Below are 12,815 nucleotides of genomic sequence, written 5' to 3'. Positions count from 1 at the left end.
TCAACGACCATACGCCGCCACCGCAACCAGCTTTTCGAGCATATCTGCGCTTCCGCAGGGTAAAGCGACCCGCTTGAGCGTGGCGCGTGTGTGGTGACTTCATAGAGAGGCGCAACGAGTCGGTCCGCCTAACTGGGGAGTGACCAAACACGCAGCCTCATGCGCCCACCGCGCAGCACCGTCGATACCAACAAACGGGAGAAGAACAATGAGCACCTGGCTTAGTGAGCGAGAACAGCGTCTCGTCGCGGGCGCGGAGACGGCATCGGCGGCAATGCCGATTCCGACCCAGATTGTTTCCAACGGCGAGTATCTCCCACCTCCACAGAGCGCTACGCAAAAGAAGGTCGAGGCACGGATCAACGAACTTGCCGACGTGAACGGCAAGCACCTCGCCTTAAGCCGCAGGCAGTTCCTGCATACGAGCTGCGGCATGGCGGCAGCGTTCCTCGCCATGAACGACATTTACGGCAATGTCTTCCAGGTCACGCCCGCCGAGGCCCGCGAACCCGAGCTGATGCTGGCGCGTGCGCAAACCCTCGCCGGCCAGTTCATCTTCGATGTCCAGACCTATTTCGTGCGCGATGACTTCGATCACAAGGAGCTTTTGGGGCTGGCGGACTTCGCGAGCCAGCACTGGAACCCCAAGATGAAAGATGAGGGCGTCTCCTCGCTCGCCCGCTACAAGTTCCAGAACTATGTAAAAGAAATCTACTACGACAGTGATATGAATATGGCGCTTCTCAGCGGTGCGCCGTTCGACGATCCGAGTTGGTGGCTTCTGTCCAACGAGCAGATCGTCAAGGCGCGCGAATTCATCAACGACTTCGCCGGTTCACGCCGCCTGCTGGCGCACAGCGTCATCACCCCCAAGCAGCCCGGCTGGATGGAGGAGGTCGACAAGGCAATCGAGGTCTACAAGCCGGATTCCTGGAAGGCCTACACGATCGGCGATCCGCTCGCGCCCTCCAAATTCCCATACCGACTCGACGACGAGCAGGTGATGTATCCATTCTACGACAAAGCCGTGAAGGCCGGCATCAACACGCTATGCATCCATAAGGGGCTGCTGCCGCCCGATTACGAAAAGTCGTTCGCCGGCGTATGGGAATACGCAACCGCGTCGGACATCGGAAAGGCTGCCAAGGATTGGCCGCAGATGAACTTCGTGATCTATCACTCGGCGCTGCGGGCGTTCCTCGAACTGCCGGACAAGGCGTGGGCCGAGTTCGAGCAGACCGGCCGCATCCAATGGGCCTCGGATCTCGCGGAAATCCCGCAGAAGTTCGGCGTCACCAATGTCTACGCCGAACTCGGCACGTCTTTTGCCAATTCGGCTGTAGCGCATCCGAAGTTCTGCGCCGCATTGGTCGGCACGCTGATCAAGGGGATGGGGATTGACCACGTGATGTGGGGCACCGATTCGGTCTGGTACGGCTCACCGCAGTGGCAGATCGAGGCGCTGCGTAGGCTCGAAATCCCGGAGGATATGCAGAAGAAGTACGGCTTTGCGGCGCTTGGCGATGCCAACAGCGCTACTAAGCAGCTAATCTTCGCGGGCAACGCCACCAGGTTCTACAAGATCAAGCTGAAGGCGGCTGGGAACATCAGGATGCCGACCTTTTCCGAGGACCGCCTCGCAGCGCTCAAAAACGAGTACACACAAGCCGCGAAGCAGCCCTCGAACCTGCGCTACGGTTATGTTCGCGCCACTTAGGTGAACGGCGCGCCTACCGCCAATCCGACTTCGACTTTGGGTCCAATAGCGCCATTTGGCTGATCGGTCGGTCACTTCCGCGCTACCCCGATAAAGCGGACCATTTCGAAGCCAAGCCGACCTTCGCTCTTGGGCCAACAGCGGACGTCGCCAGTTGCATAAGCGACAAGGCGCACGCGTTGAGGCCGCGCGACAAGGCGACCTCGGTGATGCGAGCGCGGTTTTCACTTCGCGGCGTCGGCACCCGCCTTTGCGACTTGGCCATCCTGAACTGACGTCCCGCCAGAGACGCCGATCGCCCCGACAATCTTGCCATCCACATTAATGGGAATGCCGCCTTCTAGTGGAGATGCCCCACGGAGTGCCAATGAACGCAAACCCATGCCCCCCTGCGCCACGAGATCCTCGAACACCTTGCTAGGGCGCCTGTAGTTAATCGCGCTGTGCGCCTTGTCCTCGGCAGCCATAAGAGAGCCGTATTGCGTATTGTCGAGCTTGTGCAGCATCACCGTGTGGCCCGTGCTGTCGAGGATGACGATGGCCATCGCCCAGTTGTTCTTTTCGGCCTCCGTTTCCGCGGCAGCCATCACTTTCTTGGCTGCCTCGAGCCCCAGTGGCGCTCCATAAGGCGTTATCGGAGGTGGGGATGGCGCCTGTTGAGCACTGGCTGTTGCGGTGAGTATCACTGCAGCCACGATGGAAGCGACTAGCGTCTTGTCCTGCGTCCTCATGTTGTTGTCCTCCCGATATTTGCTGGTCGGCTAAATAGGCAGTCCCTGCACTGGGACTATTTGCGACCGCAGGATTGCGCCAATCCGTACCAGAGTCCATTGGCCGGGGCGTGCCGCCTAGCTGCTTGCCAGCAATGTCCGAGAAGAGCCACAAGCGGATTTATGCACCGCAGCTAACATCGCGGTCGTTCGACAATGGCATCAGCGACTTTGCGGGCTGCGTGCGCTCATTCGGGAAACCCCGCACGGCGCAGACCTTCGGCGTATTTTGCCACGAAACCGGGCTTCTGATAGGGGCCCGAGACGGGAAACGCGGAATGCTGGATCAACAATTTGCAGGCGGGCAGATAGCCGATGCGGCCGTATCGCTGCGCCCGGCAAACAATTGGGCAAGGCAGATGCCCCGTGACGTCACTGACCTTTGGACTTTCGTGGCCGAACTCGACCACGATAGTCGCATGGACTTGTTTGCGCATTGCGCCGCATTCACCGTCAATGCGGTGAAACTGCCGTGGGAGCGGCGGCCGCGGGCGTTGGCAACGGCCGACCGGCTTGCGGAGGCCGTGTCTCTCGACATGACCGGCTTCTGGCGGCCAACGGTGCGCAGCTATCTTGGTCGCGTCACCAAGGCGCGCATTCTGGAGGCTGTTTGCGAAGGTGTCAGCGGCGAGGCCGCCGAGCGAATGGTGGATATGAAGGTCGACATGGCTGAAGCCGCCGAGCAATTGCTGGCTGCCACCGACTGGCTGCCTCGCTGCTGAGAACGGCCAGGCCGGAGGATCGGGCGGCTGTGCCAAGCGAGGCGCAAGGCGATGATGAATATTCGCAGGCCGCAGAATGAGGCTTAAGCCGGGCCGCGCGAGCGGCCCCGGTTCCAAAATTTCGGCCACGCGCCTGACCGGCGCGCGGCCGATTTTTTTTGCGCACAGCGGCGACCGCTGAATGGAAGCCCCGCCACGAGCGAGACCTCGATCACTCTGATCGACGCCGCCTGCGGCAGCCATGTGGACCGCTATGTGGTGCTCGCCTATCAACAGCAAGCGATGAGGCCGGACGCTTTGTCGTCTGCAGACTGGGGTATTGCAAGCGCTGCCTGGCGGATCGCTCTAGCAGCACCTTCATCCTGCCACGCGGGAATGCGACGAGGGGCGCTAGCGTTTGCCAGAATGCGTCTTTCTTGCCGTTGATGCGCTGATGTCAGCATGTGTACGATCGATCCAGTCCCGTCCTTGTGCTGCGTCGGTGTCGGCCGCCATGGTGGTCTCCGTCAGCTCGTTCATGGCGCGTCCAACGCAACCTCGAATGGGCTGATCAGGCCCGAGGGACGGCAAAAGCCTCGATCGCCTTCCCCGCAATGGCTGCGCCTGCTTTTTTCCCCTGCCGCGAAATGGCGGCATTCCTCGCGGGAGACAAAAAAGCAGGCTATCGCCGTCTTCCGCTGGCGCTGCGGGCCTGAAGGCTGCGGGCCGATCGCTCCCCGGGCCAAGGATCGCCATCGAGGCTGCGATAGGCGCGGCCCGAGCAACAAACGGAGACCACCATGGCTACCATCGGCACCTTCACCACTTCGGACAACGGCTACGTCGGCTCGATCAAGACGCTGACGCTGAACATTAAGGCGAGGTTCGCCGCATCCGAGAAGGATAACGACAAGGCGCCCGACTACCGCATCTTCAACGGTGTGACCGAGTTCGGAGCGGCCTGGAAGAAAACCGCTCGCGACAGCGACCGCGAATACCTCTCGGTCAAGCTCGACGACCCGAGCTTCCCGGCCCCGATCTACGCCTCGCTGGTGAAGGTCGAAGGCGACGAGGGCTTCACCCTGATCTGGTCCCGCCGCAACGGCGACTGATCCCTCGGGATCATCGGCCCCGCTTCTCCGGAGGCGGGGCCTTTTGCGTTTCTTGCGCCGCTTTGGAAGGAAGCAGAAGCGCATTTTCCTTTGAAGAAATTGCTAAGGGCTCCGCCCTCGCGCGGGCAAGGGTGAAGCACGATTCCGTGCCGGCCGGAGCGGTATCCCCGGTCTTCCGCGCAAAGATATTCAATGACGACGATGTCGTCGGGCGCGTGCAGACGCGCGCTGTTGGCGCGCCCTTGTCAGGCGGGTGATCCCCCTCCGCTCCGGCCGCCCTTGCCCTTGCTACCCCAGGTCTCGCCGACGGGCAGGGTTGCAGCGCAGCGCTGCGCTTCAACCTCAGCCCATAGGAGAACGACCATGAACATGATGACCTTGTCTCAGAATGAACAGCCTGCTTCCGGCGGCTTCCGCGTGGATGTATCGCGCGGCCAGCGGATTGGCCGCGTGTCGTCCGAGTGGTTTGCGCGACCGGATGACGAGCGGTATCTGAACCTGCCGGAACTCTATGAATCGGTGCGAGGCCGGGCCGAGCGCGCGCAAGCGCGAACGGTGGAAAGCCGAACCATCCGGGTGGAGGCGAGCCGGGACAATGCCGAGCGGCTGGCCCTGACAGTGCCGGGACGCGAGGAGCCGGTAGCGCCGACCCATTGGAGCTTCGGCCAGTTGTGTACGCTGGTCGGTGCGCCGACATCCTATCTGCGGCAGCTTCCCGCAGCCCTATCCGCGATCAACCTGCAACACGGCTTGCTGTCGCATCGCGCCGAGCCCGTGAAGACTTTGGAGACCAACAGCGGACGCGTCGAGCTTCGTGCTGTTACCGGGCCGGATTACGGCCGTATCTGGGATCATGAACTAGTCGCAGCCGTCATGAAGATCGCGGGCAATGGCACCGGTGACACGCGGTGGAAAGTCCCCGGCGTGATGGACTGGTCAACCATGACCCACAATCCCTTTGTGGACGTGACCAAGGACACGACCACGCTCTATGCCAGTGACCGGGATGTGTTCCTGTTTCTGGTCGACGACACCAACCCGATCGAAGCGGGGCGTCTGGCGGATGGATCACCGGATTTGTATTTCCGGGGTTTCTATTGCTGGAACAGCGAAGTTGGTAGCAAGACGCTCGGAATTGCGAGCTTCTATCTTCGCGCCGTCTGCATGAACCGCAATCTCTGGGGCGTAGAGAATTTCGAGGAGATCACCATCAGGCATTCTAAATTCGCCGCGCAACGCTTTGCGCATGAAGCCGCTCCCGCATTGACGAGCTTTGCCAATTCCTCACCCGCGCCATTCATCGCCGGCATCAAGGCTGCAAGGGAACGGATCGTTGCCCGCACGGACGAGGACCGGGAGACCTTCCTCCGCAAAGGCGGGTTTTCCAAATCGGAGAGCGCGAAGATCGTCGAGACCGTTCTGGGTGAAGAAAATCGCAAGCCGGAAAGCATCTTTGATTTCGTGCAGGGCATCACCGCATTTGCTCGCGGAAAGGGCTCATCAGGACACACGCCTTGAGCTGGAGGGCAAAGCAAAGCGCTTGATGGAGCGTGCAGTCTAAAGACACAGGCCGCGTAACCGGAGGTCGGTTGCGCGGCCTTGCGTCCAGGTCTGGTGCACCGCCGCCGCTCCGGCAAGCCGGATCGACGGCGGTGACGCGTATCCGCGTCCGGCGCTCGCCGGGCCTTCGGCCCGGCTCGCAAGAGTCGAGGGTTATGATGACTTAGAATGACTTGCGACCCGATCATTTCCGCTTGGCTGGCTTTGATCGGTCGCTTCGCGCCTCCTCGTCGGGGATCACCAGATCAACGTGACTGACACCTAACGTGCTGGCGAGCTCAAAAATGGTTACGACAGTCGGATTACGGCGGCCGCGCTCCAGGTCACTAATATACTGCTGGGTGAAGCCGGACATTTCGGCGAATTTCTCCTGCGTGAAGCGCTTCTGCTTCCGCAGTTTTGCGAAATTCCGGCCGACCAACTTGCGCATGTCCATCAGCGCAAGTTGCTTCTTTACATACTATGAGGTTTATCTCCTATAGTATGTAATTGCTGCCGCTCGCTCGCTGGTCGGTAACCCGGAATGGGGCTAAAATGAGAATGTTGGACAATCTCGACCGGTCTGAGAGGTTAGAATCATTCGCAGTTTGCTAGGATGCTCATGACGAAGCCCCAGCTAGATCCTGACGTCGCGGATGTTGCGCCGAACGAGGCGAATCTGACCGCCTATGACGAACAGCATGTGGTGACGTACATTCGCCTTATGCAGGCGGAGGGTCAGGGAGCGGACTGGCGGGAGGTCGCTCGAATCGTCTTGCACATCGATCCGGAGCGAGAGCCGGATCGTGCGCGGACCGCATATCAGAGTCATCTCTCGCGCGCCAAATGGGTGACTGAGCAGGGCCGTCTATTACGCGGCACCGGATCGAAATAGAAGAAAATCGCCGACTGGCGACCTGCAGGCAGAACGTTTTTCTTTGGCTAACCGGTGGTCATTCTGGTGCACCACGTGGTGCCAAACTAGGGACTTCCTACAACTGAATCGTTTATAATTATTGCGCCGCAATCCTTGTTAGCTGCATGCAATGGGGCGGAAGCAATGCCTGAGTTCGACTGGCGATCGCCGGATTCTTACAAGAGCCTACAAGACGCCGAAATCACCGACATCGCCTGGGAATGTCTTCGTCGTAACGCGGACTATCGCCGCGACTTTGAGGCGATGATTGCCAACAGTCCCGATGGCCAAGTGACACCAGAATTCAGGAGAAGGTGGGGCCTCTGCTTTCGCCCATGACCCGCGGAGGTCCTTCGACGAGCAGACGATCTTTTGGGCGCCTGAGGTTCTAGCGGCGGTCGTTCCGGTCAAGTTGGTCTCGGCCGCCGATCGCGGTTCAGCGTCTCAACCGCTGCTCGACCTCGCAACAGGTCAGGTGCGGCGCGCCGCCGACGGCTGGCACGCCGTGCTGCGCATCGGTGCGGTAGATCACCGTATCTGGTCCAAGGAGCCGCCGCAGCTCGGCGCGTCGTACACAGCCGAATTGCCGTTTGATGGCGATTTCGACGCGCGTGCGTATGCAGCCCGCCGGCTGTGGCGCGCGATGAATGGACGCGTGCCAGGTCCTGCCTTTCACCAATTATCTAAACAGCGGCGCGAACGTCTGAGCGCCGCGATCCGTGCGCTCGATGCTCACAGCACCGGCGGAAGTTATCGCGTTATCGCCGAAGCGCTGTTCGGCAAAAAGCGAATCCCCGATCGTGCCTGGAAGACGCATGATCTGCGCAATCGGACGGTCCGCCTGGTGCAAGGCGGCCTCGCGTTGATGCGCGGTGGTTACCGCAAACTTCTCCGGCCCGGGCGCAGGGACGAATAGCCCTTCCGCTTAGGGGGTATCGAAAATCGTCCCCTCAAACTTCGGCATCCCCGTCCGACATCGCGCTTCTCCATGATGACCGCACACGCGCCAGCACCGCCTTGCGTGGTGCGCTGTCCTCTTGGAGTCCTCAAATGCCCGATCCGATGGCCGGTCTTCCCCCGCGATTCCTGCGTACGCCTGAGGCCGCGCGTTACTTTGGCCTGTCCGGTCGCACGTTGGAGAAGCACCGCACGTACGGCACGGGACCAATATATCGGAAGATTGGCGGACGGGTCGTTTACGCCGTTGATGATCTGAAAGCGTGGGCCGACCGCGGCGCCAAGACCTCGACCTCTGACCCCGGCAAGGGAACGGTGTTGCCGGCCAAGAAGCATCCCGCGCTGCGCCCGTATGCGGGCCAGGAACGTCGCTGATTGCCGCGTGAGCAGTGACCATGCGGCGCAAGCACCGTTCCGAGCGCGATCAGCTTGAGCTCTTCCGGGCGTTGCCCGGCGATCTCGCGCCCCGCGACGCGCAGGATCTGATGGCCTATCCGTTCTTCTCCCTTGCAAAGACGAAACGTGTGGTGCCGATCGATTTTCGTGCCGGTGCGATCGCAATTCGTGTCGAAGCCGTGCCGGAACACGGCATGGCGACCATCTGGGATGCAGACGTTCTGATCTGGGCCGCGTCCCAGATCGTCGAAGCGCGTGACGCAGGCTTGAAGACCTCGCGCCTGATGGCTGCAACGCCATACGAGATCTTGACGTTCGTCGGCCGTGGCACCAGCGCACGCGACTATGATCGGCTCAAGGCCGGCCTCGACAGGCTTCAGTCAACAACCGTGCTGACATCGATCCGTCAGCCAGCAGAACGACGGCGACACCGCTTCTCCTGGATCAACGAATGGAAAGAGACGGCCGATGCAAACGGTCGGCCATTTGGGATCGAGCTGATCCTGCCGGATTGGTTCTATGCCGGCGTCATCGATGACGCGCTCGTGCTGACGATCGATCGCGCGTATTTCGAGCTCACGGGCGGGCTTGAGCGGTGGCTCTACCGCGTCGTGCGCAAGCACGGTGGACGCCAAGATGGCGGCTGGAGCTTCGACCTTGTGCACCTCCATGCCAAGTCCGGCATCATCTCGCCGCTTAAGCATTTTGCTTACGACGTCCGCCAGATCGTCCAGCGCCAGACATTGCCCGGCTATCAGCTCGTGCTCACGCGAGACCGGAACGGCAGCGAGCGATTGAATTTCGCACCTACGCCTGTTGATCCCTTAACGGCCCGCTTGCGCCGTCGCGGTCTCGTTCCAAATTCGGAGGACAACCTGTGAATCAGCTCGTGCCATCGAGGACCGCAACCCTCGTGCTATCGGGGACCCGATCCTCGTGCTATCGGGGACCGGAATCGGACTTAAGAGCTTGTTTCTCCGCGCTTTCCAGCCGCTCTAACTTTACTAACCAGAAATCCTTCGGATTTCTTCTAACGGAGCAGGCCAAAAGCCACGTTGGCGGCGCTCGGCAACGGCAGCCCGACAGTCCAGCCTGCCTTTCCAGGCCATACGCACTCTCCACCGAGTCCCAAGCTCACGGTTGCCAACTCCAGCGTCAGGGTGCCGCCGTATGAGCGATCTCACGGAAGTGGAAGTGTTGTGGATCGAAAAGCGCATAGAAAACCGCATTCGGTTCGGCCGCGTTGTCGAGGAACGCAAGATCGATCGCCACCGGCGTGTCCTGTCATTTGCGCCCGGCAGCATCTTTGCCTTCGTCCGTTGGACCTCCAACGACTTTGGGACAATCATTTCGCGCGTGGACATTTTGCGCGCGGTTGCGCCAGGACAGCGCTGCTCGACCGTGCCTTACGTGAAGCCCGGCGGAGAGATTTTGCTGCGGCTGTCAGGCTGGCCGAAGGTCGAGCGCGTGCTGCAAATAATCGATGCCGTTGAGGCGCTCGGCATCGATCCAGCTGATGTTGCGCCTGATCATTGGCATCACATTCATAACCGCCTGTCCGTCAACGAAAACCCGCGTCCGTATACGAGAGCGCGCCACCAGGCTTGGCTTCACCGTCAGAGGATAATGCGATGACCGGCCGCATGAAGACGCTGACTGCGACGTTTGGGGCGGCTGCTGCGCTCGTCGCGACATTCGCTCTGGAGCCGGTTCCGCTCTACATTTGGAATATTTCGGCGAGCGTGCCAATCGGCCTCTATAGCTTGCGACCGGTGGAGCGCTTCCATGACACCGAGCTGGTCGCCGTTCAGCCGTCCGAGCCGCTTGCGACGTTCCTCGACCTGAACGGCTATCTGCCGGTCGGCGTCCCCATGCTCAAGCGCGTGCTGGCGCTGCCGGGGCAGAACGTCTGCAGAATCGGCCTCACGATTTCGGTCGATGAAATTGCGGTGGGCGAGGCGAAGGATCGCGACAGACGAGGCAGGCCGCTGCCGAAATGGCAGGGCTGCCGCGTCGTCGGCGACGGTGAGCTCTTTCTCATGAATTGGCAGTCGGACGACTCCCTGGACGGCCGGTATTTTGGATTTCTTCCGGTATCGGCCGTGATCGGCCGTGCGCTGCCCGTGTGGACATGGGAGGAATGATCGTGCATGCTCCACGTGTTCGCTTCGTCATTCCTCTGTTCGATCGATCGCGGGGCCATTCCTCCGTCCCGACCAATGTTTGCAAGGCTGGCGCGCGCAGCGGCAGTCCAGGGCGGCCGAATGGCCGGCGCGAAGCGGCTCTACCCTGGACGGGCGCGAGCACGACGGCATGCTTGGCTTGGTCGGGCGTGCGTATTTGGGCTGTCGTGTCGCTGCTACTTATTTTCGCGGCGTCGGACAGTGCTGCTCTAGCTGAAAGTGGATCGGTGGTAGGTCGCGCGGTTGCTCAGGCAAGCAACCCGTTTGCAGCTTTCGTCGACGAAGCCTCGAAGCGTTTTGCAATTCCGATGGACTGGATCGGTTCAGTCATCAGCATCGAAAGCGCTGGAGATGTGCACGCCAAGTCGCCCAGAGGCGCCCTGGGCCTGATGCAAATCATGCCGGCGACTTGGGCGGAACTTCGCGAGCGCTACAATCTCGGGAACGACCCATACGACCCGCACGACAACATTCTGGCCGGCACGGCTTACTTGCGCGAACAGCTCGATCGGTATGGCTTCGCTGGCGTGTTTGCCGCGTACAACGCGGGACCATCTCGCTATGAGGAGCATCTCGCAGGCGGCTCTTTGCCCGACGAGACGCGAGCATACGTCGCAAAGCTTGCAAATCTGCTTGCCATCGAACTGCCGCCGAGGCGGACGTCCAGCGGACAGTCATCAGCAGCTGCGACGCTATTCGTCACGCGGTCCGATCGAATGAAAACGCGCGATCGGTTGCTGGCGCTCATGCCGTCGAGCGGTGCCACGACCGCAATCTCGGCGCCCGATGTTTCGCCCATGGTCCCCCGGCCTAGTGGCGTGTTCGTTCCTCGATCAGATTCGGGATTATCGCAATGACCAAGTGTGCGGGTTCGCAAGCTGATGGCGTATGGGCGATGCCTTCGGCCTGCGCTCTACTCGTCGCTTCGCTCCTCACCGAGCCACCCTACGGTGTCTCGGCCCTTCGGGTAACGATCGCTATCGCAAGCGCTCGGAAGCAGTTGGGGCTTCGCGAGTTGGGTGCCAAGTCGCGGTGGCTCTTTCGGGAACCGGCGGCCGGGAGACCACGACACCACGACGGCAGGACGGCAGGACGGCGAGATAAAAGAGGCTCGCCGGTCGAACCGCAAGCCATTGGGATGGCTTGGGTTCTACCGTGCCGGTCGGTCGGGGCGCGTGCCGCGCCTAATGTTTTTGCCAATGAATTCAACAGTGTTTTCGGCACTGGCTGCGATTTCATGTCCGCGGAGCCGTTGCCGTGAGCGTGGGCGACAGCGATTTGCGCATCCGGCCTGGCCGCATCCGCGGCACGCGAGCGCCAAAGCCCAAGAGCTTCATCAACCAGGTGCTGCGTGCGGTGAAGAAGGCCGGTCACAGCCCCTCGCATGCGGCTGCGGGTGGGCGCTCCTCCAGCTATGGGCGCTCGACCTTCGGGCGCGGCCGGATCAGCTTTAGCCGCAACCGCCTGTTCAGCCCGGCCCGCCGCGTAGTGGTGAAGGCGCGCGTCGTTCGTCACCAGGGACGATCCTTCCGTTCCGCGCCGCTGACCGCCCATCTTTCCTATCTGAAGCGTGACGGCGTCACCCGTAACAGTGAGAAGGCGGTGATGTTCGATGCCGGCAGTGACCGCACTGACGACGCAGGCTTCGCGGATCGCTGACGGGACGACCGGCATCATTTCCGTGTCATCGTCTCACCCGAGGATGCCGCTGAGATGACCGACCTCAGAGCCTTCACGCGCGATCTCGCCAGGCAAATGGAAGTCGATCTCGGTACTCGGCTCGATTGGGTCGCCGTCGATCACTGGAACACGGACAACCCTCACGTCCACCTCCTCGTTCGGGGCGTAGATGAGGAAGGGGCGGACCTCGTGATCTCCCGCGACTACATCAGCCAGGGACTGCGCTCACGCGCCGAGCAACTGGTCGCCATCGAACTGGGTCCAAAGCCGGAGCACGAGATCCGCAATTCACTGGAGAGGGAAGTCACGGCGGAGCGATGGACGCGGGTAGATCGAGAGATCCGGCTGGCAGCAGATGAGACCGGCTATATCGACCTTCGCCCAGAGAATCCCGGCAAGTCTGATCCCGAGATCCGGCGCCTGATGGTCGGTCGCCTTCAACATCTGGAGAAGATGGGCCTTGCCGCGTCCGCCGCGCCGGGGGAATGGATGGTTGGGCTCGAGTCCGAGCGGAGCTTGCGCGACCTTGGTATGCGCGGCGACATCATCAAGACCATGCACCGCGCCTTTACCGAACGTGGGGAAGCGCGCTGCGTCGCCGACTCCGTCATCGAAGGCGGACAGCCGTCGTCCGAGATTATCGGACGGCTGGTCGACCAGGGATTGCATGACGAACTGACTGGCGAGGCCTACGCCCTGATCGACGGAACAGACGGACGCGCGCACCACGTGCGCTTCCGCGGGCTTGAGGCTTTCGACCACGCACCGCCGATCGGCGGAATCGTCGAAGCGGCCGCGACATCGCGCCGATACGATCGTCCGCACCGGTACCGGCGATATCCGC

The 12,815-nt window shown here is 61.4% G+C and carries 13 protein-coding genes and 3 pseudogenes; 13 read left to right on the top strand and 3 right to left on the bottom strand.

Annotated elements, in window-relative coordinates:
* Nucleotides 1-208 precede the first annotated feature (208 nt).
* The gene (locus tag ACZIRK_RS31230) at nucleotides 209-1,717 is read left to right on the top strand and encodes an amidohydrolase family protein (protein ID WP_474418771.1); all 1,509 of its coding nucleotides are present in this window, start codon (nucleotides 209-211) and stop codon (nucleotides 1,715-1,717) included.
* Nucleotides 1,718-1,941: 224 nt separating this feature from the next.
* Here ACZIRK_RS31230 and ACZIRK_RS31225 read toward each other — a convergent pair whose 3' ends face one another.
* Complete coding sequence (locus tag ACZIRK_RS31225; protein WP_130228979.1) at nucleotides 1,942-2,448, bottom strand: GlcG/HbpS family heme-binding protein; 507 nt, start codon at nucleotides 2,446-2,448, stop codon at nucleotides 1,942-1,944.
* 386 nt (nucleotides 2,449-2,834) lie between these two features.
* On the opposite strand from ACZIRK_RS31225, the pseudogene ACZIRK_RS31220 reads away from it, so the two are divergent.
* Nucleotides 2,835-3,289, top strand: a pseudogene (locus tag ACZIRK_RS31220) (chromosome partitioning protein ParB); the annotation flags it as partial.
* 310 nt (nucleotides 3,290-3,599) lie between these two features.
* Here the strand turns inward: ACZIRK_RS31220 and ACZIRK_RS31215 are convergent.
* Nucleotides 3,600-3,728 (bottom strand): hypothetical protein, encoded by a 129-nt coding sequence (locus ACZIRK_RS31215; protein ID WP_282526666.1) that lies wholly within the window; start codon nucleotides 3,726-3,728, stop codon nucleotides 3,600-3,602.
* Between the two features lie 260 nt (nucleotides 3,729-3,988).
* Here ACZIRK_RS31215 and ACZIRK_RS31210 point away from each other — a divergent pair, with 260 nt between their 5' ends.
* Both ACZIRK_RS31210 and ACZIRK_RS31205 read left to right on the top strand, forming a co-directional pair.
* Nucleotides 3,989-4,300 carry a DUF736 domain-containing protein gene (locus ACZIRK_RS31210; RefSeq protein WP_130228978.1) on the top strand — a complete coding sequence of 104 codons (312 nt, stop codon included), beginning with the start codon at nucleotides 3,989-3,991 and terminating at the stop codon, nucleotides 4,298-4,300.
* Nucleotides 4,301-4,663: 363 nt separating this feature from the next.
* Nucleotides 4,664-5,861 (top strand): annotated as a pseudogene (locus ACZIRK_RS31205) (DUF932 domain-containing protein).
* 183 nt (nucleotides 5,862-6,044) lie between these two features.
* Here the strand turns inward: ACZIRK_RS31205 and ACZIRK_RS31200 are convergent.
* Entirely contained in the window at nucleotides 6,045-6,296 is a 252-nt protein-coding gene (locus ACZIRK_RS31200) for a helix-turn-helix domain-containing protein (RefSeq protein ID WP_456644977.1), read from the bottom strand.
* Between the two features lie 165 nt (nucleotides 6,297-6,461).
* On the opposite strand from ACZIRK_RS31200, the gene ACZIRK_RS31195 reads away from it, so the two are divergent.
* The 9 genes and pseudogenes from ACZIRK_RS31195 to ACZIRK_RS31155 all read left to right on the top strand — a co-directional run.
* The gene (locus ACZIRK_RS31195; RefSeq protein ID WP_130228976.1) at nucleotides 6,462-6,734 is read left to right on the top strand and encodes a DUF2285 domain-containing protein; all 273 of its coding nucleotides are present in this window, start codon (nucleotides 6,462-6,464) and stop codon (nucleotides 6,732-6,734) included.
* Nucleotides 6,735-6,899: 165 nt separating this feature from the next.
* On the top strand, nucleotides 6,900-7,094 hold the full coding sequence (locus ACZIRK_RS31190) for a transcriptional regulator domain-containing protein (protein ID WP_130228975.1): 195 nt from the start codon (nucleotides 6,900-6,902) through the stop codon (nucleotides 7,092-7,094).
* Nucleotides 7,095-7,167: 73 nt separating this feature from the next.
* Nucleotides 7,168-7,671 carry a DUF2285 domain-containing protein gene (locus ACZIRK_RS31185; RefSeq protein WP_245474987.1) on the top strand — a complete coding sequence of 168 codons (504 nt, stop codon included), beginning with the start codon at nucleotides 7,168-7,170 and terminating at the stop codon, nucleotides 7,669-7,671.
* Nucleotides 7,672-7,805: 134 nt separating this feature from the next.
* A complete protein-coding gene (locus ACZIRK_RS31180; RefSeq protein WP_130228973.1) occupies nucleotides 7,806-8,087 on the top strand; it encodes a helix-turn-helix transcriptional regulator in 282 nt (93 codons plus the stop codon).
* Nucleotides 8,088-8,107: 20 nt separating this feature from the next.
* Entirely contained in the window at nucleotides 8,108-8,989 is an 882-nt protein-coding gene (locus ACZIRK_RS31175; protein WP_130228972.1) for a replication initiator protein A, read from the top strand.
* Nucleotides 8,990-9,278: 289 nt separating this feature from the next.
* Nucleotides 9,279-9,743, top strand: a complete 465-nt coding sequence (locus ACZIRK_RS31170) for a DUF2840 domain-containing protein (RefSeq protein WP_474418770.1) — start codon at nucleotides 9,279-9,281, stop codon at nucleotides 9,741-9,743.
* The gene (locus ACZIRK_RS31165; protein ID WP_474418769.1) at nucleotides 9,740-10,252 is read left to right on the top strand and encodes a S26 family signal peptidase; all 513 of its coding nucleotides are present in this window, start codon (nucleotides 9,740-9,742) and stop codon (nucleotides 10,250-10,252) included. Before ACZIRK_RS31170 ends, ACZIRK_RS31165 begins: the two co-directional genes overlap by 4 nt.
* Nucleotides 10,249-11,148 carry a lytic transglycosylase domain-containing protein gene (locus ACZIRK_RS31160; RefSeq protein ID WP_474418768.1) on the top strand — a complete coding sequence of 300 codons (900 nt, stop codon included), beginning with the start codon at nucleotides 10,249-10,251 and terminating at the stop codon, nucleotides 11,146-11,148. Before ACZIRK_RS31165 ends, ACZIRK_RS31160 begins: the two co-directional genes overlap by 4 nt.
* Nucleotides 11,149-11,548: 400 nt before the next feature.
* A pseudogene (locus tag ACZIRK_RS31155) lies at nucleotides 11,549-12,796 on the top strand (relaxase/mobilization nuclease domain-containing protein); the annotation flags it as partial.
* Between the last annotated feature and the right edge of the window lie 19 nt (nucleotides 12,797-12,815).

This window comes from Bradyrhizobium sp. Leo114 (genome assembly GCF_055229415.2).
This window is presented reverse-complemented; position numbering and strand designations above follow the sequence as displayed.

Bases quoted from the DNA above. Each gene is read 5' to 3' on its own strand.
- ACZIRK_RS31230 (WP_474418771.1), top strand. From the start codon at position 209: ATGAGCACCTGGCTTAGTGAGCGAGAACAGCGTCTCGTCGCGGGCGCG.
- ACZIRK_RS31225 (WP_130228979.1), bottom strand. From the start codon at position 2,448: ATGAGGACGCAGGACAAGACGCTAGTCGCTTCCATCGTGGCTGCAGTG.
- ACZIRK_RS31215 (WP_282526666.1), bottom strand. From the start codon at position 3,728: ATGAACGAGCTGACGGAGACCACCATGGCGGCCGACACCGACGCAGCA.
- ACZIRK_RS31210 (WP_130228978.1), top strand. From the start codon at position 3,989: ATGGCTACCATCGGCACCTTCACCACTTCGGACAACGGCTACGTCGGC.
- ACZIRK_RS31200 (WP_456644977.1), bottom strand. From the start codon at position 6,296: ATGGACATGCGCAAGTTGGTCGGCCGGAATTTCGCAAAACTGCGGAAG.
- ACZIRK_RS31195 (WP_130228976.1), top strand. From the start codon at position 6,462: ATGACGAAGCCCCAGCTAGATCCTGACGTCGCGGATGTTGCGCCGAAC.
- ACZIRK_RS31190 (WP_130228975.1), top strand. From the start codon at position 6,900: ATGCCTGAGTTCGACTGGCGATCGCCGGATTCTTACAAGAGCCTACAA.
- ACZIRK_RS31180 (WP_130228973.1), top strand. From the start codon at position 7,806: ATGCCCGATCCGATGGCCGGTCTTCCCCCGCGATTCCTGCGTACGCCT.
- ACZIRK_RS31175 (WP_130228972.1), top strand. From the start codon at position 8,108: ATGCGGCGCAAGCACCGTTCCGAGCGCGATCAGCTTGAGCTCTTCCGG.
- ACZIRK_RS31170 (WP_474418770.1), top strand. From the start codon at position 9,279: ATGAGCGATCTCACGGAAGTGGAAGTGTTGTGGATCGAAAAGCGCATA.
- ACZIRK_RS31165 (WP_474418769.1), top strand. From the start codon at position 9,740: ATGACCGGCCGCATGAAGACGCTGACTGCGACGTTTGGGGCGGCTGCT.
- ACZIRK_RS31160 (WP_474418768.1), top strand. From the start codon at position 10,249: ATGATCGTGCATGCTCCACGTGTTCGCTTCGTCATTCCTCTGTTCGAT.